General features: G+C 65.2%; 19 protein-coding genes. 9 read left to right on the top strand and 10 right to left on the bottom strand.

Annotation, left to right across the window (positions count from 1 at the left end; all coding sequences use genetic code 11):
- Positions 1-11: 11 nt before the first annotated feature.
- The 5 genes from AQZ52_RS07440 (at position 12) to AQZ52_RS07460 (ending at position 5,998) form a co-directional block, all read left to right on the top strand.
- On the top strand, positions 12-752 hold the full coding sequence (locus tag AQZ52_RS07440) for a nuclear transport factor 2 family protein (protein WP_067907975.1): 741 nt from the start codon (positions 12-14) through the stop codon (positions 750-752).
- A 181-nt stretch (positions 753-933) separates the two neighbouring features.
- Positions 934-2,364 (top strand): NAD-dependent succinate-semialdehyde dehydrogenase, encoded by a 1,431-nt coding sequence (locus AQZ52_RS07445; RefSeq protein ID WP_205626420.1) that lies wholly within the window; start codon positions 934-936, stop codon positions 2,362-2,364.
- 10 nt (positions 2,365-2,374) lie between these two features.
- The gene (locus tag AQZ52_RS07450; RefSeq protein WP_067907981.1) at positions 2,375-3,427 is read left to right on the top strand and encodes an amidohydrolase family protein; all 1,053 of its coding nucleotides are present in this window, start codon (positions 2,375-2,377) and stop codon (positions 3,425-3,427) included.
- Complete coding sequence (locus AQZ52_RS07455) at positions 3,424-5,019, top strand: MFS transporter (RefSeq protein ID WP_067907984.1); 1,596 nt, start codon at positions 3,424-3,426, stop codon at positions 5,017-5,019. Before AQZ52_RS07450 ends, AQZ52_RS07455 begins: the two co-directional genes overlap by 4 nt.
- A 49-nt stretch (positions 5,020-5,068) precedes the next feature.
- Complete coding sequence (locus AQZ52_RS07460) at positions 5,069-5,998, top strand: restriction endonuclease (RefSeq protein WP_067907988.1); 930 nt, start codon at positions 5,069-5,071, stop codon at positions 5,996-5,998.
- 6 nt (positions 5,999-6,004) lie between these two features.
- On the opposite strand, the gene AQZ52_RS07465 is transcribed toward AQZ52_RS07460, so the two are convergent.
- The 5 genes from AQZ52_RS07465 to AQZ52_RS07485 form a co-directional block, all read right to left on the bottom strand.
- Positions 6,005-6,340: a hypothetical protein gene (locus tag AQZ52_RS07465; protein ID WP_067907991.1), complete on the bottom strand. Its 336-nt coding sequence runs from the start codon at positions 6,338-6,340 to the stop codon at positions 6,005-6,007.
- A gap of 57 nt (positions 6,341-6,397) precedes the next feature.
- Positions 6,398-6,751 carry a hypothetical protein gene (locus tag AQZ52_RS07470; RefSeq protein ID WP_067907993.1) on the bottom strand — a complete coding sequence of 118 codons (354 nt, stop codon included), beginning with the start codon at positions 6,749-6,751 and terminating at the stop codon, positions 6,398-6,400.
- A gap of 31 nt (positions 6,752-6,782) precedes the next feature.
- Positions 6,783-7,244 (bottom strand): DUF3237 domain-containing protein, encoded by a 462-nt coding sequence (locus AQZ52_RS07475; RefSeq protein ID WP_067907996.1) that lies wholly within the window; start codon positions 7,242-7,244, stop codon positions 6,783-6,785.
- Positions 7,241-8,473: a serine hydrolase domain-containing protein gene (locus tag AQZ52_RS07480; RefSeq protein ID WP_067907999.1), complete on the bottom strand. Its 1,233-nt coding sequence runs from the start codon at positions 8,471-8,473 to the stop codon at positions 7,241-7,243. Before AQZ52_RS07480 ends, AQZ52_RS07475 begins: the two co-directional genes overlap by 4 nt.
- Positions 8,474-8,538: 65 nt before the next feature.
- Positions 8,539-10,008, bottom strand: a complete 1,470-nt coding sequence (locus AQZ52_RS07485; RefSeq protein ID WP_067908001.1) for a lignostilbene-alpha,beta-dioxygenase — start codon at positions 10,006-10,008, stop codon at positions 8,539-8,541.
- Positions 10,009-10,104: 96 nt separating this feature from the next.
- Here AQZ52_RS07485 and AQZ52_RS07490 point away from each other — a divergent pair, with 96 nt between their 5' ends.
- The 4 genes from AQZ52_RS07490 (at position 10,105) to AQZ52_RS07505 (ending at position 13,519) form a co-directional block, all read left to right on the top strand.
- Positions 10,105-10,581: a Saro_0803 family transcriptional regulator gene (locus tag AQZ52_RS07490; protein ID WP_067908004.1), complete on the top strand. Its 477-nt coding sequence runs from the start codon at positions 10,105-10,107 to the stop codon at positions 10,579-10,581.
- A 44-nt stretch (positions 10,582-10,625) separates the two neighbouring features.
- On the top strand, positions 10,626-11,936 hold the full coding sequence (locus tag AQZ52_RS07495; protein WP_156424808.1) for an MFS transporter: 1,311 nt from the start codon (positions 10,626-10,628) through the stop codon (positions 11,934-11,936).
- Positions 11,937-12,012: 76 nt separating this feature from the next.
- Complete coding sequence (locus tag AQZ52_RS07500; protein WP_067908010.1) at positions 12,013-13,125, top strand: S-(hydroxymethyl)glutathione dehydrogenase/class III alcohol dehydrogenase; 1,113 nt, start codon at positions 12,013-12,015, stop codon at positions 13,123-13,125.
- 16 nt (positions 13,126-13,141) lie between these two features.
- On the top strand, positions 13,142-13,519 hold the full coding sequence (locus AQZ52_RS07505; RefSeq protein WP_067908012.1) for a VOC family protein: 378 nt from the start codon (positions 13,142-13,144) through the stop codon (positions 13,517-13,519).
- A gap of 63 nt (positions 13,520-13,582) precedes the next feature.
- Here the strand turns inward: AQZ52_RS07505 and AQZ52_RS07510 are convergent, their stop codons facing one another.
- Genes AQZ52_RS07510 through AQZ52_RS07530 form a run of 5 tightly spaced genes read right to left on the bottom strand, consistent with a single transcriptional unit; the run spans position 13,583 to position 17,256 of the window.
- Positions 13,583-14,422 carry a DMT family transporter gene (locus tag AQZ52_RS07510; protein ID WP_205626421.1) on the bottom strand — a complete coding sequence of 280 codons (840 nt, stop codon included), beginning with the start codon at positions 14,420-14,422 and terminating at the stop codon, positions 13,583-13,585.
- A gap of 26 nt (positions 14,423-14,448) precedes the next feature.
- Positions 14,449-15,228 (bottom strand): SDR family oxidoreductase, encoded by a 780-nt coding sequence (locus AQZ52_RS07515; protein ID WP_420806443.1) that lies wholly within the window; start codon positions 15,226-15,228, stop codon positions 14,449-14,451.
- Positions 15,229-15,252: 24 nt separating this feature from the next.
- Entirely contained in the window at positions 15,253-15,795 is a 543-nt protein-coding gene (locus AQZ52_RS07520; RefSeq protein ID WP_067908018.1) for an NUDIX hydrolase, read from the bottom strand.
- The gene (locus AQZ52_RS07525; protein ID WP_067908021.1) at positions 15,792-16,460 is read right to left on the bottom strand and encodes a TPM domain-containing protein; all 669 of its coding nucleotides are present in this window, start codon (positions 16,458-16,460) and stop codon (positions 15,792-15,794) included. The genes AQZ52_RS07520 and AQZ52_RS07525 overlap by 4 nt, the downstream gene beginning before the upstream one ends.
- 1 nt (position 16,461) lies before the next feature.
- Positions 16,462-17,256, bottom strand: a complete 795-nt coding sequence (locus AQZ52_RS07530) for a TPM domain-containing protein (protein WP_067908024.1) — start codon at positions 17,254-17,256, stop codon at positions 16,462-16,464.
- Position 17,257: the final 1 nt, after the last annotated feature.

Genomic DNA, 17,257 nt, shown 5'->3' on the forward strand with positions numbered 1-17,257 from the left:
GGAGAGTCTGGATGTCCGAAGACTGTATCGCAGCGCTGGAAGGCAAGCTGGCCGAACTGGAGCGCCGCCTCACCGTGCGCGAGGATGAGCTCGATATCCGCAAGTTGCAGCACCTCTACGGCTATCTGATCGACAAGTGCCTCTACAACGAGACGGTCGATCTGTTCACCGAAGACGGCGAAGTGCGCTTCTTCGGCGGGGTGTGGAAGACGCGCGAAGGCGTGCGGCGGCTCTATTGCGAGCGGTTCCAGAAGCGCTTCACCTATGGCAACAACGGGCCGATCGACGGCTTCCTGCTCGATCACCCGCAGCTGCAGGACATCATCAATGTGCAGCCCGGCGGCGAGATCGCTTTCGGCCGCGCGCGTTCGATGATGCAGGCCGGCCGCCACAAGGACTATGAAGGCGATGCCCCGCACCTCAAGGCGCGCCAGTGGTGGGAAGGCGGCATTTACGAGAACACCTACAAGAAGGTGGACGGCGTGTGGCGCATGCACATCCTGAACTACATGCCGATCTGGCACGCCGATTTCGAGCACGGCTGGGCCAACACGCCGCACGAATATGTGCCGTTTCCCAAGGTCACCTATCCGGAAGATCCGACCGGGCCGGACGAGCTTATCAAGGACCACTGGTTGTGGCCGACGCACAAGCTCAACGCCTTCCACATGAAGCACCCCGTCACCGGCGAGGAAATCGTGGCGCAGCGCTGGCAGGGTGATATCGACCGCGAGAACGCGCGGAAGGGGTGAGCAGGCCGATCCCCGTACCCTATCCTATGTGGAGGGGGAGGGAAGACGAACTCAGCCCCAAAACCGTCCGTCCTGAGCTTGTCGAAGGACCGCTTTTCTTTGCCGCGCGCGCAAAGACAGGACTACCCTTCGACAAGCTCAGGGTAGACGGGATTGGCAGGAATGATTTTGGAGATATGACGTGACCGCTTACCCTTCGCTCCACATGATCATCGACGGCGAGCGGGTGACCGGTGGCGGGCGGCGCACGCATGCCGTGGTCAACCCGGCGACGGGCGAGACCCTGGCAGAACTGCCGCTGGCCGAGGCCGCTGATCTCGACCGCGCGCTGGAAACCGCGCAGCGCGGCTTCAAGCTGTGGCGCAACTCCACGCCGCAGCAGCGTGCCGCCGTGCTGCAGGGCGCCGCCAAGCTCATGCTGGAGCGGCAGGAGGACCTCGCGCGCATTGCCACGATGGAGCAGGGCAAGACGCTGCCCGAGGCACGCATCGAAGTGCTGATGAACGTCGGGCTGTTCAATTTCTACGCAGGCGAGGTGTTCCGGCTTTATGGCCGCGCGCTGGTGCGGCCTGAGGGCATGCGCTCAACGGTAACCCATGAGCCGGTCGGTCCGGTTGCGGCCTTCGCGCCATGGAACTTCCCGCTCGGCAATCCGGGGCGCAAGCTGGGCGCGCCGATTGCGGCCGGGTGTTCGGTGATTCTGAAGGCCGCCGAGGAAACCCCGGCCTCGGCACTGGGCGTGCTGCAGTGTCTGCTCGACGCCGGGCTGCCCAAGGAGGTCGCGCAGGCGGTGTTCGGCGTGCCCGATGAAGTCAGCCGCCACCTGCTGGGCTCGCCGATCATCCGCAAACTCAGCTTCACCGGCTCCACCATGGTTGGCAAGCACCTCGCCAAGCTCGCCGCCGAAGACATGAAGCGCACGACGATGGAACTGGGCGGCCATGGCCCGGTGCTGGTGTTCGGCGACAGCGATCTGGACCGGGTGCTCGATACCGTGGTCCCGCACAAATACCGCAACGCCGGGCAGGTCTGCGTCAGCCCGACGCGCTTCATCGTGGAGGAAAGCGTCTACGACCGCTTCCGCAGCGGCTTTGCCGAGCGGGCGAAAGCGGTGACGGTGGGCAATGGTCTGGAAGAGGGCATCCGCATGGGCCCAATGGCCAATCCGCGCCGGCCCGAGGCGATGGACCGCCTGATCGGTGATGCCGTCGCGAAGGGCGCAACGCTCCACACCGGCGGTGAGCGCATCGGCAATGCCGGCTATTTCTATGCGCCTTCGGTGCTCTCGGACATTCCGCTCGATGCGCTCATCATGAACGAGGAGCCGTTCGGCCCGGTCGCGCTGATCAACCGCTATGTCGGTGAGGAAGCCATGATCGCCGAGGCCAACCGCTTGCCCTATGGCCTTGCCGCGTATGCCTGGACCAGCGACGGCAAGCGCCAGCAGCGTCTGGCGCGCGAGATCGAGGCGGGCATGGTAGGCATCAACACCACAATGATCGGCGGTGCCGATGCGCCGTTTGGCGGGGTGCGCTGGTCGGGCCATGGGTCTGAAGACGGGCCGGAAGGCGTGCTCGCCTGCATGGTGACCAAGGCCGTCCACGAAGGATAAGGACAAGAGCATGACCGAACTCAAGACCAGCGGCGCGCAGGGCTACTTGCGCATCGCGACCGAGGAAGCCTTCGCCACGCGCGAGCAGATCGACGTGTTCCTGCGCATGATCCGCGACGGGACGGCGGACAAGGGGATGGTTTCGCTCTGGGGTTTCTACGCCACGAGCCCGTCCGAACGCGCCACGCAGATCATGGACCGGCTGCTTGATCTGGGCGAGCAGCGCATCGCTGATATGGACGCCACCGGGATCGACAAGGCGATTCTCGCGCTGACATCGCCCGGCGTGCAGCCGATGCTGGATATGGATGAGGCGAAGGGCATTGCTTCGCGCGCCAACGATACGCTGGCGGCGGCCTGCGAGAAGTATCCGGACCGTTTCATCGGGCTGGGCACGGTCGCACCGCAGGACCCGGAGTGGTCGGCGGCGGAAATCCGGCGCGGGGCGAGCGAACTGGGGTTCAAGGGGATCCAGATCAACAGCCACACGCAGGGCGAATATCTCGACGATCCCAAGTTCGATCCGATCTTCCGCGCGCTCGTCGATGTCGGCCAGCCGCTCTATATCCATCCGGCCACTTCGCCCGACAGCATGATCGGGCCGATGCTGGAGGCAGGGCTCGACGGCGCGATCTTCGGCTTCGGTGTGGAGACGGGGATGCACCTGCTGCGCCTCATCACCATCGGCATTTTCGACAAGTATCCGGACCTGCAGATCATGGTCGGCCACATGGGCGAGGCGCTGCCCTACTGGCTCTACCGGCTGGACTACATGCACCAGGCCGGCGTGCGCTCGCAGCGGTATGAGCGGATGAAGCCGCTGAAGAAGACCATCGCCGAATACATGCGCAGCAACGTGCTGATCACCAATTCGGGCGTGGCCTGGGAGCCCGCGATCAAGTTCTGCCAGCAGGTGGTGGGCGAGGACCGCGTGATGTATGCCATGGACTATCCCTATCAGTACGTGGCCGACGAGGTGCGCGCGATGGACGGAATGGATATGGCGCCTGAGCTCAAGAAGAAGTTCTTCCAGACCAACGCCGAGCGCTGGTTCAAGCTGTGAGTGAGGCCGGCACGCCGACGCTTCCCACGGCTGTCGCCCGGGGCGGGCGCTACGCACTCGTTCTGCTCGCGCTGACCCAGGCGATGAGCCTGCTTGACCGGCAGATCCTCGCGATCCTTGCGCCCGCGATCAAGAAGGACCTTGGCGTGGGCGATGCCGAGATGGGGCTGCTCTACGGCACCGTTTTTGCCCTGTTTTATGCGCTGTTTTCGCTGCCGGTGGGGCGGCTTTCCGATGGCTGGGTGCGCACGCGGCTGCTCGCTATCAGCCTGCTGTTCTGGTCTGCCGCGACCGGCCTTGCGGGCCTCACCACCAGCTTTGCCATGCTCGCGCTTTCCCGGCTGGGGGTGGGGATCGGCGAGGCGGCGACTTCGCCCGCGGGCACCTCGCTGCTCTATGACTACTGGCCGCGGCGGCAGCGCGGGTTCGTGATGGCGGTGATGGCCTCGGCCATCGCGCTGGGGCTGGGCGGATCGCTGATCCTCGGCGGGCTGGCGGCGAACTGGTGGGATATGGCGCATCCTGGCGCGGCGCTGCGCGGCTGGCAGTTCGCCTTCCTCGTCGCCGCTGCGCCCGGTTTCGTACTGGCTGGGTTCCTGTGGGGTCTGCGCGAGCCGGAGCGCGGCGTGATGGACGGCATCGCGACGCCGCCCGATCCGCGCCCGTTTGCCGCAAGCCTCGAAATGCTCGGCGCGGTGACGCCGGGCCTCCACTTGCTGGTGATGCGCGCGCGCAAGGCCGGGGCGGCGATGATCGCGCGCAATCTGGCGCTGATCGGTGTGATCGCGGCGGTGATGGTCGCGCTCACCCTCGCCAGCACCGCGATTTCGCCGCGCCCGCCGCTGGTGTTCGGCAGCCTGGCGGTCAACCCGCATGCCCTGCAATGGGCGGTGATCGGGTTCGGGCTCGTCGTGATCGTCAACCTCGTGCAGAGCGTTAGCCTGTCCGACCCGCAGGCCAGCCGTGTGATCCGGGGCTCGCCGACGGTGATCATGTGCATGACGGTGGGCATGCTCCAGTCGGTGATCAACTACGGGATGATGGCGTTCAACCCCACCTTCCTGATCCGCACCTACCACCTCTCGCTGGGCGAGACGGCGCTGAAGTTCGGGCTGCTCTCGGCGGGCATGGGCATTGTCGGGCCGCTGCTGTGGGGGCCGCTATCGGACTGGCTGCAGAAGCGGTATCCGGGTTCGGGCCGGGCCGGCGTGGCGCTCTTTGCGATGGCGGCCTCGCCGCTGATGTCGCTGTGGGTCTATACCGCGCCCGATGCGGAGACGTTCTTCTGGCGCTTCCTGCCCTACAGCTTCATCCTGACGGGCTGGATGCCGCCGCTCTACGCGATCATGTACGAGCAGGTGCTGCCGCGGATGCGCGGGCTGACCTCGAGCCTCTACCTGCTGGTGATGACGATCCTGGGCCTCGGTATCGGGCCCTATGTGGTGGGCCTCTTGTCCGACGCAACGGGCAACCTGCGCCTTGCCATGCTGAGCATCCAGTGGGTGGCCGTGCCGATCGCGGTGCTGATGGTGCTGATCGCCCGGCGGGCAGAGCGCGACGAGCAGGGCCTGCTGGCGCGGGCGGCGGGGTAGGGGCCGTTGAGCAGTTGCCGCTGGAGCGATGTTTGCTAGGTAGTGCGGTATGGCTATACCCGACTATCAATCGCTAATGCTCCCTGTACTGACTTTGGCAGCCAAAGGAGAAATCCGGGTTCCAGAAGCTGCGCAGATCATCGCCGATCAACTTGGTCTAAGCGATTTGGAGCGTGAGGAAATGCTTCCCAGCGGACGCCAGCGAGTGCTGCATAACCGCATTCATTGGGCGAAATTCTACATGACCAAAGCCGGGCTTATAGATAGTCCGAAGCGCGGAACATTTGTCGCATCGCCCTCCGGGCTCGAGCTACTTGCCAGCCATCCCGCGCGGATTGACGTAGACACGTTGAAGAGAATTCCAGCATTCGAGAATTACTATAATCACTTCACCAAGGGGGCAATGCAGTCGGTCGAAAGTGAGGTTTTTGCGGCTTCATCTCCCTCCGATATCACGCCTGAAGAGCAAATCGATGCGGCGCACGCATTGCTGACCACAGCGCTCAAAGCGGACTTGCTTGCAAGGGTATTGGAGCAGTCGCCTGTCTTCTTCGAGCACCTCATTGTCGATCTGCTCGTCGCTATGGGTTATGGAGGTTCGCACGAGGACGCAGCCCGGAAATTGGGGAAGTCAGGTGACGGTGGTATAGACGGCATCATTGACGAAGATCGCTTGGGTTTGGACCGTATCTATGTGCAGGCAAAGCGCTATGCTGAGGGATCGACTGTTGGCCGTCCCGAAGTGCAGGGCTTTGTTGGCAGCCTGGTTGGGCAGGGAGCAAACAAAGGCGTTTTCGTCACTACCTCAGTTTTCAGTAAGCAGGCACTGGACTATGCACGTGCGCTTCAGCAGCGTGTAATACTGATAGACGGGGCACGGCTCACAGACCTCATGGTTGAGTTCGGAGTTGGCGTGCGTGCAAGCCGGACAATCGAAGTAAAACGTCTGGACGAGGATTTCTTCTCGGAAGACTCCTGACCGTGATCAGCGTCCCTTCTTCGCCGTCCCCGCGGTGAAATCGGGGTCCTTGTTCGCCACCCAATCGACGAACTTGCGGATGGCGGGGTTGGCGAGGAGTTGCTCGACATCCATCCCGGCGCGTTGCAGTTCGGAATTGGTGAAGTTCGTGATCAGCGTGTTCTGGCAGATCGCGTGCATCGGCACCGTCTCACGCCCGCCGCGGCTTTTGGGCACGGGGTGGTGCCAGACAATGGTGGAACCGCAAGGACGGCCGCACAGCCAGCAGGGCGGCGGGGGCGGTGCCTCGGCGGCCTCGTCCTCGTCGTCTCGCCAACCGCCTTTGGAATGCTTGCGGGCCATGCGCCTGCCTTTCGTGCCGGATCGAGGCTGCGCCTTAGCCGCAGCGGACGCGAGCGGCTAGGTCTGTTCGGTTTCGGCTTCCAGACGCTCCAGCCAAGCGCGGGCCTGCTTGGGTTCACCTACCGCCTGCGCGCGCACCGGGCCGCGTGCGGCAAGGAACTGCCGGTGCAGCGCAAAGGGTTCGTCCAGCATCAGCTGCTCACGCAATTCGGCGATCTCTTCGGCAAGGCCTTCCAGTTCGGCCACCACCGGCGCAGCGCGGGCGCGGTCGTGGCGGTCCTGGCGGTGGTCAAACAGGCCCCAGCTCCCTGCCGCCGTGATCTTGAGGGCGGCGATCAGCGCCGTGCGGTAGTCTTCCTCCAGCCCTTCGCGGCGGCGGTCGAGGCGATCAAGGCGGTCGGCACGGGCCAAGGCAGGCTCCTTTCGGGATGCGGCGGCGGTCTTACAATACCCGCCATACCCACAGCTTTATCCCCAGAGGATAGCGCGCGCCCGAGCAGATGAAAATGGAGCGGTTCATCCAGTCGTATGGTCCTTCCGGCGCTATGAATTCGGGCACGGTGCGGAAGTAGTAGGCGGACGGATCCACTTCCTCCCCCGCCGCGAGCCGGGCCATCACTTCTGGGGGACCGTGGCGCAGGCCGCGGTTGCGGATCTGGATCACCACGCCGTCGTCGGTTTCGAGCGCATAGATCGCGTCGGCCACGGTCACGCCGTCGGAGCGGGTGAGCTGCCAGTCCGCCGCGTTGCCGACGAGCCTGCCCTTGATGCGCGGGCCTTCGACGCGGCCGCCGCCAAGGATGGGAATGATCCGCCGGGTGCCGTCGTACGTCGGTCCGATGGCGACTGGCGGTTCGAGATCGCCGGTCGCTTCGTAGACGAATTCGAGATCGGGCTTGATCACGGCTTGGCAGGCGCGCGCGTGATGGCGTGGAAATAGCTCAGAACTTCCGGGGTCAGCCATTCGGGTTCGACCGGCGGGTTGTAGCTCAGCTTGACGATCACCGTGCGCGTGGCCGGGTGGACGTAGATGAACTGGCCGGCAAGGCCGACCGCGCTGTAGGCGCCGGGTTCGCTGTCAACCTGCCAGGTCTGGAAGCCATAGCCCTTGAATTCCGCCTTCTTGGCATAGTCAGCCGTGAAGGGGATCATCGTGGTCATCTGCCCCACCCAGCCGGCGGGGATGACCTGCTGGCCGTTTGCCTTCCCGCCGTCGAGCATCATCTGGCCGAGCCGGGCGAAATCGCGCAGCACGGCGTTGTAGCCCATGCCGTTCAAGGCGCGGCCCGTGCCCGGCGGGCCATCGGCCATCCAGAACGCGCCCGCTTCGGCGCCGAGCGGGCCCCACAGGCGGCTGGCGGTGTAGGTCTCCAGCTTCTCGCCCGTCGCGCGCTCCAGAATCCAGCCGAGCACGGCGGTATCGAGCGTGGCGTAGTTGAACGTGCTGCCGGGGGCGGTTTTCTTGCCGATGGTGATGGCCGGATCGGCAAAGCGCATCTCGTTGCGCACGATCGCCTTCATGTGGATCGTCGCGGCGAGGCTGGGATGCTCGCCGAAATCGTAGCGTTCCTCGTAGTCCACGCCCGAGCGCATCTGGAGGATCTGGCGGATCGTGGCATCGCCATAGCCGCCGGCCTTGAGTTCGGGGACATAGTCGCCCGCCTTGTCATCGAGCGAGCGGATCTTGTGCTCACCCAGCGCGATGCCGACGAGGAGCGCGGTGATCGTCTTGGCCATCGAGAACGAGATGAAGTGCGTGGTGGCGTCAGACTTGTTGCGGTAGTCCTCGAACACGATCTTGCCGTCCCGCATAACCAGCAAGGCATTGGTGAAGGTGCGGTCGGCCCACCCCTCGTAGCCAAGGACCATGCTGCCGGTGCTGTGCACGGGCATCGCGAGCTTCGCCCCGTTTTCCAGCGGCCAGGCCGGGCCGGAGCGCGGCACGGCGCGGTTTTCGAAGACCTTGTCGGTATCGCGGAAGGTGAAGCTGTTGATCGCCGGGTTCAGCCACTGCTCGCGCATGGAGATGACGGTGGCGGATGGACCCGCAGGCGCTGCCGTCTGCGCGGAAACGGCCACGGGGGCCAGGGCAACGCTTGCAGCCAGCACGGCATGCCAAAGGCGAACAGACATCAGACTCTCCCTCTCCGGTTATTGTTATAAACAATAGCAATAACCGGAGAGGCCGGGAAGAGCTTTCAGGCGGCGAGGCCAATATCGGCCGCATCGGCCCAGTTGCCGTGGAGGCCGAAGCGCAGGCGGATGGGGATCTGCACCGTGGCGACGGGGCCCTTGGCGATATCGAGCGCATCGAAGATCAGGAGATCGCTGCGGTGTTCCTCCAGCCGGTTGCAGACTTGCAGGATCCAGCCGTCGCCTTCAGGCGCGTCCTTGCTGCGGGGGACGAAGCAGGGTTCCTGCAGGGAGGAGACGGGGCCGCACCACCAGTGCTGCTCGGCGCCGGTTTCGAAATCCTTGTGGAACAGGCAGTTCATCAGCAGACCGCCGGCGCTGCCGCCGCGCAGCTCGACCGGGCGGCGGACATCCATTTCGAGGAACCATCCATGGCGCGTCTTCTTGCCCGTGAAGCGGTCGTCGATACGGGGGAACTCGCCCATCGTGTCGGAGAGCTTCACGATTGCGGCGAAGTCCTCGCCGTTTGAGGCCATATCGACCACCCAGTCGGTCGGGTAGCTCATCGCTTCCATCCCGTTGAACGGTGCGCCGTGGACGTCCGGGAAGAAGGGGAACATGTTGTTCTTCGCCTCGCAGGTGACGAAGTGGACCTTCGTGCCTTCCTGCCAGGCGTTGAGCACGTGGCTGGCGAAGCAGTTGCCGCGCTTGAACCAGCGGATGTCGTCTTGCGTCACCCCGTCTCGGCGGGGGATGATCCCGAGGTAGACTGGCATCGTGGTATCGAAGCCGAAGTGGGGCAGGCCCTGCTCAAGCCGTTCCCAGCTGCCGATAGAGGGAACGATATGGAGCACGAGGTAATCCTCGGTGATCCCGAAATCGTGCATCATGCAGTAGTAGGGGGCCTTGAACCACACCTCGCGGATCAGTTCGCCCTCGGGGCTCACTTCCATGTAGGTCACGTCATCAGTGCACAGGCCGCCCGCGGCATAGCCGATGGCGACCATGTTGCCCGTCTTCGGATCGACCTTGGGATGCGCGGTGAAGGTCTGGCCGATCATCTTGCCGCCGAACTTCTCATAGCCATGGGTTTCCATGGTGGCCGGGTCCATCACCAGGCCGGGGCTGTCTTCCTTGAGCGCCCAGAGCTTGCCGCCGAAGACGAAGGCGTTGGTATTGGCGGTCCCGCGGATTTCGCCCTTTACGGCCTCGTCGTCGGTTAGCGGATTGCGGTAGGCGCCGAACAGGCCCTTGCCCGCGGCATTCTCCAGCTTCCATTTGTCGGTCTTGGCCCAGCGCTGGCAGAAATCGACCTGACCATCGTGGATGTGGAAGCGGGTGATCATGCCATCGCCGTTGAAGGCGATATCATCGCCCAGACGTGGGGGAAATTGCGGGTCGGGCTGGACGCGGAAGAACGCGCCGTTTAGCTCTGTCGGGATCGTGCCTTCGTGTGCGAGGTCGGCAATGTCTGCCTCGATCCGCGAGGGCGTGTTGAACCCGGTGAAGCTCGGACTGTTTGGGAATTGGGCCATGGCGTCCTCCTCGAACGTTTTTGCTTGGGTGTGGATTGTAAGTGTTGCTAACGAATAGGCAAGGCGCAACAAAGGGCCAACTGCGGGGATGCGGCATTGATCAAGGACAAGTTTGCCGATGCGGTGACAGCGCCGCCGCCCGATGACGGCGAGGCCGATATCGGCGCGATCAAGGACATTCTGGGCTTTCACATCCGCCTCGCGCACGGGGCGTGTCTGCGCCACTTTACCGAGACGTTCACCGATCTTGATCTCACCCAGAAGCAGGTTTCGGTGCTGTGGCTCGTCGATGATCATCCGGGCATCGCGCAGACCGATCTGGCGCAGCGCCTGCGCATGGACCGCGCGACGACCATGGCGATCATCAACCGGTTGCAGGCCAAGCATTTCCTGCGCCGCGACCGCTCGGACAAGGACGGACGCAAGCAGGCGCTGTTTCTGGAGGAGCCGGGCAAGGCCATGCTCGCGCGCGCCAAGACCGCAATCGGCGAGCATGAGGCCTGGGTGAAGAGCCGCTTCAGCGACAAGGAAGTGCGCCAACTGATCGACCTGCTTTCGCGGATTCACGAATAACGACGGCGGCGCATGGATGCCGCACGCCAGGGAGAATGACGGACATGAACACCGATCCACGCGAGATCATTCGCAGCACGCCGATGAGTGCGGCGCAGTGGATCGCCGTCGTGCTGATGATCGCGCTCAACGCGCTCGACGGCTTCGACGTGCTTTCCAGCGCCTTTGCCGCGCCGGGCATCGCCAAGGAATGGGGCATTGCGCGCGATGCCCTGGGCGTGGTGCTGGCGATGGAACTGATCGGCATGGGCGTCGGCTCGATCCTGCTGGGCGGCGCGGCGGACCGCTTTGGCCGCCGACCGACGATGCTGGGCTGCCTTGCCGTGATGGCCGGCGGCATGGCGCTTGCGACGACGGCCGCAAACCCGCAGATGCTGGGGCTTTGGCGCTTCATCACCGGGCTCGGCATCGGCGGCATGTTGGCGGCGATCAACGCCGTCACGGCCGAGCTTTCAAGCGCCAAGGGCCGCAGCCTGGCGATGTCGCTGATGGTGATCGGCTATCCGCTGGGCGCGACCATCGGCGGCACGATTGCCGCGCTCCTGCTGAAAAGCGGCGACTGGCGCGTGGTGTTCGAATTCGGCGCCATCGCGACGGTGGTGTTCATTCCGCTGATCTGGTTCTTCGTGCCCGAAACGCCGGCCTATCTGCTCGCGCGGCGGCCTGCAGGCGCTCTGGAGCGCATCAACCGCTCGATGGCCAAGCTGCGCCTGCCGGGTATCGACGCGCTGCCGCTGGTCGATCAGCGTGACGGCAAGGCGAGCGTGCTCGATATCCTGAAGCCAGGCCTGATCGGCACGACCTTGGTGCTGACGATCGGCTACTCGCTCCACGCGATCACGTTCTATTATATCCTCAAGTGGTCGCCCAAGATCGTGGCGGACTTCGGATTTGCCGCCCCGCAGGCCGCCAGCGTGCTGGTCTGGGCCAATGTCGGCGGGGCGACCGGCGGGGGGCTGTTCGGCTTCCTGATGCACCGCTTCGGGATCAAGTGGCCGACGATTGCGATGCTGCTGCTGGGTGCGGCGGCGGTCGCGGTGTTCGGCCTTGGCGGCAGCGATACCACGCTGGTCGGCTGGCGCTTTGCGGTGTTCTGCACCGGCTTTGCCACCAATGCCGCGATTGTCGGCTTCTACAGCGCGTTTGCCCACGGCTTCCCGGCGCACGTGCGCGCCACCGGCACCGGCTTTGCCATCGGGGCAGGGCGCATCGGGGCGGCGGGATCGCCGATCCTGGCGGGTGATCTCTTTGCCAAGGCGGGCCTCTCGCTGTTCCAGGTTTCGGCGATCATGGCATGCGGTTCGGTCATGGCCGCAGCGCTTATGCTCATGCTGGCCCTAAGAGAGGCTGATTGAGCCGCGAACCTGATTGAACACTTGGCACGCTTTGCCTATCGGCAGGGCTGACTATTTCCCCGGGGAGGATTTACCCATGAAGACCCGCGCCGCTGTTGCGTTTGAAGCCAAGAAGCCGCTCGAAATCGTCGAACTCGATCTGGAAGGCCCCAAGGCGGGCGAAGTGCTGGTCGAGATCATGGCGACCGGCATCTGCCACACCGATGCCTATACGCTCGACGGGTTCGACAGCGAGGGCATCTTCCCCTCGGTGCTCGGCCACGAAGGCGCCGGCATCGTGCGCGAAGTGGGCGCGGGCGTGACGTCTGTGAAGCCCGGCGATCACGTGATCCCGCTCTACACGCCGGAATGCCGCCAGTGCAAAAGCTGCCTTTCGGGCAAGACCAACCTCTGCACCGCGATCCGCGCCACGCAGGGCAAGGGACTGATGCCGGATGGCACCACGCGCTTTTCGTACAAGGGTAGCCCCGTGTTCCACTACATGGGCTGCAGCACCTTCTCGAATTTCACCGTGCTGCCCGAAATCGCGGTCGCCAAGATCCGCGAGGACGCACCGTTCCAGTCCTCGTGCTACATCGGTTGCGGCGTGACCACGGGCGTCGGCGCGGTGATCAACACCGCCAAGGTGCAGGTGGGCGACAACGTCGTGATCTTCGGCCTCGGCGGCATCGGCCTCAACGTGATCCAGGGCGCGCGCCTTGCCGGCGCCAACAAGATCATCGGCGTCGATATCAACCCCGACCGCGAGGAATGGGGCCGCAAGTTCGGCATGACCGACTTCCTCAACTCGAAGGGCATGAGCCGCGAGGACGTCGTCGCCACGATCGTCGCAATGACCGACGGCGGCGCGGATTACACCTTCGACGCGACCGGCAACACCGAAGTGATGCGCATCGCGCTGGAGGCCTGCCACCGCGGCTGGGGCACCTCGATCATCATCGGCGTGGCCGAAGCGGGCAAGGAAATCAGCACCCGTCCGTTCCAGCTTGTCACGGGCCGCAACTGGCGCGGCACCGCCTTCGGCGGGGCCAAGGGCCGCACCGATGTGCCCAAGATCGTCGACATGTACATGCAGGGCAAGATTGAGATCGACCCCATGATCACGCACGTCATGGGTCTCGAAGAGATCAACACCGCTTTCGATCTGATGCACGCGGGCAAGTCGATCCGTTCGGTCGTCGTTTTCTAATCCAAGGAATAGATCCATGTTTTCCCATTCGTTTCTCGGCACCAATGATATCGACAAGTCGCGTGCGTTTTACACTGCCGTGATGGGTGCGCTCGGCTACCCGGCCGTGCCGCTGCCGCATGGCACGCTGATCCCCGGCGAGGCCGGCGCGCTGATCGTGGGCAAGCCTGCCAACGGCGAACCGCACACCGTCTCGAACGGTCACACGCTGGGCTTCGTCGCCAAGACCTTTGCCGAGGTGGATGCCTTCCACGCCGCCGGCCTTGCCAATGGCGGCACCTGCGAAGGCGCGCCGGGCGTGCGTGAAAACGCGCCGGGCAAGCAGTATGGCGCGTATCTGCGCGATACGGACGGCAACAAGATCTGCGCCTTCGCGCCGAACCCGAACGCCTGATCTGTTTATCTGACCTGCAGCCCCCGTTGCCTCACGGCGACGGGGGTTTGTCATGCGTGGGGCTCAGGCAAGGCGCAGCAGCATCGCCCCGCAGGCGATGATCCCTGCCGCAGCGATCCGCGCCGGGCCGACCCGCTCGCGCAGGATCAGCGCCGAAATCGCGGTTGCGAACAGGATCGAGGTTTCGCGCAGCGCTGCGACCATGGCGATGGGTGCCATCGTCATGGCCCAGAGCGCGATTGTGTAGGACACGATCGTGCCGAACCCGCAGACGAGGCCGATGGCCCAGTTGCCCCGCGCATGGGCGAACACGGCCTTGCCGCGCGTGCGCAGCGCAAGCGCGGTCAGCGCCGCGCCGGTGAGCAGCGAGAGCCACAGGGTATAGGCCGCCGGGGTGCCCGAGGCCCGCGCACCGGTGCCATCGATCAGAGTATAGGCGGCGATGATCGCGGCATTGGTCAGAGCCGCGATGAGCCCCGCCGAGCGCAGTGTGCCGCGCGCGGCAGTCGTCATCGTGAGGATCCCGAGGCAGATCGTGCCGACACCGATCCAGGCGATCACCGGCAGTCCCTCGTCCAGCCAGAACCGGCTGGCCAGGGCCACGCCCAGCGGCGCGCAGCCCCGCATCAGCGGATAGGCAAGGCTCATGTCGATGGTGCGGTACACGCGCACGAGCAGCACGAGATAGCCGACCTGCAGCAGCGCCGACGCCGCCAGATAGGGCCAGCTCGCCCGCGCCGGCACTGGCAGGAACGGGAGCGCCAGAGCCGCGATCACGGCGGCGCCGCCCATCACCATCACGGTCGAGAGCAGCGTGTCGCCGCTGCCCTTGAGGAACGCGTTCCAGCTTGCGTGCAGCGACGCGGCAAACAGGATGAGGAGGAAGACCGGCAGATCGATCATGAGACACAAACCCCTTGCGGGGGCGCTCACATCGCCGAAATGCCGCCGTCGAGCTTGAGTTCGGCCCCCGTCATGAAGCGGCTCTCATCGCTGGCGAGATAGAGCACGCCCTGCGCGATATCGATGGGTTCGCCCACGCGGCCGAGCGGGATCTGGCGGGCCAGCTTGCCCATCACGACCTCCTTGGTGAGATTCGCGTTGGCACTGATACCGTCGAGGATCGGGGTATCGACAAAGGTCGGGTGGACCGAATTGCAGCGGATATCCCAGCCGCGCTTGGCGCAATAGAGCGCGACCGACTTGGTCAGCATCCACACGGCCGCCTTGCTGGCATTGTAACCGGGCATCGTGTCGGACGCGATGAGGCCCGCGATCGAGCTGATGTTGACGATCGAGCCGGGCTGGTTGTCCTTCAGCAGCGGCAGCGCCTTCTGGCAGCCGAGGAACACCGAATCGACGTTGATCGCAAAGCCGCGGTGCCAGTCTTCCAGCGTGCAGGTCTCGATATTGCCGCGCACGCCCACGCCCGCGTTGTTGACGAGCACGGAGAGGCCGCCGAGCTTTTCCGCCGCCATGGCGATGGCCGCGTCCCAGTCGTCGGCGCTGGTCACATCGTGGCGCATCGCGAAGGCGGTTCCGGCACCCAGCTCGGCGTTGATCGCCTCGGCCTGCGCGGCGGCGGCATCGCCCTGGATATCGGTCAGCAGCACGCGCGCGCCTTCGCGCGCCAGCAGCGCTGCATGGGCCGCGCCCAGCCCCTGTGCCGCGCCGGTCACCAACGCCAGCTTGCCCGAAACCCTGCCCATACCCTGCATCCTCTCGTTTTTTGTCTATAGCCAGAGAGGGCTTAGCAACATCAGCATCCGGGTGTCGATGCCATACCCTTGCGCGCGCTTGGCCGCGATGAAATCGGCAAGCCCGGCGCGCGGCACGTGGTGGACGGTGATGCCTTCGCCTTCCACCCCGCCCCCGGGGCCCACGCGTTCAAGGTCATGCGCGCGAAACAGCGTGAAGGCCTCGCTCACCATGCCGGGGCTGGAGTAGTATTCCCCAAGGTCTTCCATGCGACCGGCGCGGTAGCCGGTCTCTTCCTCCAACTCGCGGATCGCGGCGGTGGCTGCTTCCTCGCCCTCGCCGCCCGCATCATCGCCGATCAGGCCGGCGGGCAGTTCGATGCAGGGGCGGCCGAGCGGGATGCGGAACTGCTCGACCAGCACCACTTCGTCCTCGGGCGTAAGCGCGAGTATCACCGCCGCCTTGATGCCGCGCGCGCGGGAGACATATTCCCAGCGCCCCCGCGTCTTGGCGGTGATGAAGCGGCCCTGCCACTGTGTGATTTCGGGCTCGTCGCGATATTCGTCTTCAAGGCTCATACTTCGATCACCCGGTCTGGCAGTTCGTTTTCATCGTCATCGGCGCGCGGGAGATGCTGCGCCAGCACCGCGCCGACCTTGCCGATCGCGGCCACCATGCCTTCGCCCACTGCTCCTGCGCGGATCGGGCCGAGCAGCGCGTGCATGGCATCGCCCCAGACTTCGGGCGCGACCTTGCTGGCGATGGCCTCGTCGGCGATGATTTCGGCGCGGCGTTCGGCAAGCGAAAGGTAGATCAGGATGCCGGTGCGCCCGGTGGTCCGTCCCTCCGCGCCGATGCGGAAGCAGGTGAGCGCGCGGGCATGGACACGCGCGGCCTTGATCGGCGCTGGCGTGAGGAGAAGGCGCAAGGGGCGCCACGCCATGAGCAGCAGCATGGCGAGGAACTTGATCACCGCGACGGTGAGCGCGATCCCCAGAACCTGGCGCGGTGTCCATTCGTGCGCCCAGAGGCCCAGCGCGCGCTCGATCAGGCCGAGGTAAAAGGCGGGCGCGAGTTCGAGCGCGGCAAGCGCGAGGAAGGCAATGGAGACCGCCCACGCGAGCGCGACATCGCGGTAGGCATCCGACTGCGGGGTGATAATCGTGACGATCTCGCCGGCGCTGTGCGCTTCGGCTGCCGCGACGGCGGCAGCGATCCGATTGCGGTCCGTATCGGTCAGCATGTCACCAGCTCCCCGAAGAGCCGCCGCCGCCGAAGCTGCCGCCGCCGCCCGAAAAGCCGCCGCCGCCGCCCCAGCCGCCACCGCCACCACCCCAGTCGGAACCGCCACCGCCCCAGCCGCCGGAGGGGAAGATCATCACGCCGGGCGCGCCATAGCGCCGTCCGCCGCCGCGCATGGCCCGGAGGAACGGGAGGACGAAGAACAGGAAGAAGATGACGAGGAACACCACCGTGCCCGCATCAAAGCGCGGACCCTTGGCCTTCCTGGCTTCGTCCGCAGCAGTGGCGGCGACCTTGCGCGCCTCGTCCTCCGGCAACTGGAGCTGCGTGATCAGTTGGTCGGTCGCGGCGGCGATGCCGCCGGGATAGTCGCCCGCCTTGAAGCGGGGCACCACCTCGCGGCTGATGATCATGCTGGACAGCGCATCGGTGATGATCCCTTCAAGGCCGTAGCCGACCTCGATCCGCACCTTGCGCTCGTTCGGCGCGACGACCAGCAGGATGCCATCGTTGCGCTGCTTGTCGCCGATGCCCCAGGCGCGCCCGAGCCGGTAGCCGTAGTCCTCGATCTCGTAGCCTTCGAGATCGGGGATGGTGGCGATGACCATCTGCCGCTGTGACTGTGTCTCGAGCGCCGCGAGCTTGGCATCCAGCGCGGCGGCCTGTTCGGGCGAGAGCAGATGCGCTTCGTCGACCACGCGCCCGGTGAGCTTGGGAAACGTCTGCGCGGCGGCCGGCCCGGCGAAGAGGGCCAGCAGTGCCAGCAGGAATGGCAGGATCAGGCGGTGGTGTCGCATG

Origin of the sequence: Novosphingobium fuchskuhlense (genome assembly GCF_001519075.1) — a bacterium.
Lineage (GTDB): Bacteria > Pseudomonadota > Alphaproteobacteria > Sphingomonadales > Sphingomonadaceae > Novosphingobium > Novosphingobium fuchskuhlense.

Coding starts and splice junctions, on each gene's coding strand:
- AQZ52_RS07485 (WP_067908001.1), bottom strand. CDS start 10,008: ATGGCCCAATTCCCAAACAGTCCGAGCTTCACCGGGTTCAACACGCCC.
- AQZ52_RS07515 (WP_420806443.1), bottom strand. CDS start 15,228: ATGGGCAGGGTTTCGGGCAAGCTGGCGTTGGTGACCGGCGCGGCACAG.
- AQZ52_RS07465 (WP_067907991.1), bottom strand. CDS start 6,340: ATGGCCCGCAAGCATTCCAAAGGCGGTTGGCGAGACGACGAGGACGAG.
- AQZ52_RS07500 (WP_067908010.1), top strand. CDS start 12,013: ATGAAGACCCGCGCCGCTGTTGCGTTTGAAGCCAAGAAGCCGCTCGAA.
- AQZ52_RS07525 (WP_067908021.1), bottom strand. CDS start 16,460: ATGCTGACCGATACGGACCGCAATCGGATCGCTGCCGCCGTCGCGGCA.
- AQZ52_RS07480 (WP_067907999.1), bottom strand. CDS start 8,473: ATGTCTGTTCGCCTTTGGCATGCCGTGCTGGCTGCAAGCGTTGCCCTG.
- AQZ52_RS07530 (WP_067908024.1), bottom strand. CDS start 17,256: ATGCGACACCACCGCCTGATCCTGCCATTCCTGCTGGCACTGCTGGCC.
- AQZ52_RS07520 (WP_067908018.1), bottom strand. CDS start 15,795: ATGAGCCTTGAAGACGAATATCGCGACGAGCCCGAAATCACACAGTGG.
- AQZ52_RS07460 (WP_067907988.1), top strand. CDS start 5,069: ATGGCTATACCCGACTATCAATCGCTAATGCTCCCTGTACTGACTTTG.
- AQZ52_RS07440 (WP_067907975.1), top strand. CDS start 12: ATGTCCGAAGACTGTATCGCAGCGCTGGAAGGCAAGCTGGCCGAACTG.
- AQZ52_RS07450 (WP_067907981.1), top strand. CDS start 2,375: ATGACCGAACTCAAGACCAGCGGCGCGCAGGGCTACTTGCGCATCGCG.
- AQZ52_RS07505 (WP_067908012.1), top strand. CDS start 13,142: ATGTTTTCCCATTCGTTTCTCGGCACCAATGATATCGACAAGTCGCGT.
- AQZ52_RS07510 (WP_205626421.1), bottom strand. CDS start 14,422: ATGATCGATCTGCCGGTCTTCCTCCTCATCCTGTTTGCCGCGTCGCTG.
- AQZ52_RS07495 (WP_156424808.1), top strand. CDS start 10,626: ATGAACACCGATCCACGCGAGATCATTCGCAGCACGCCGATGAGTGCG.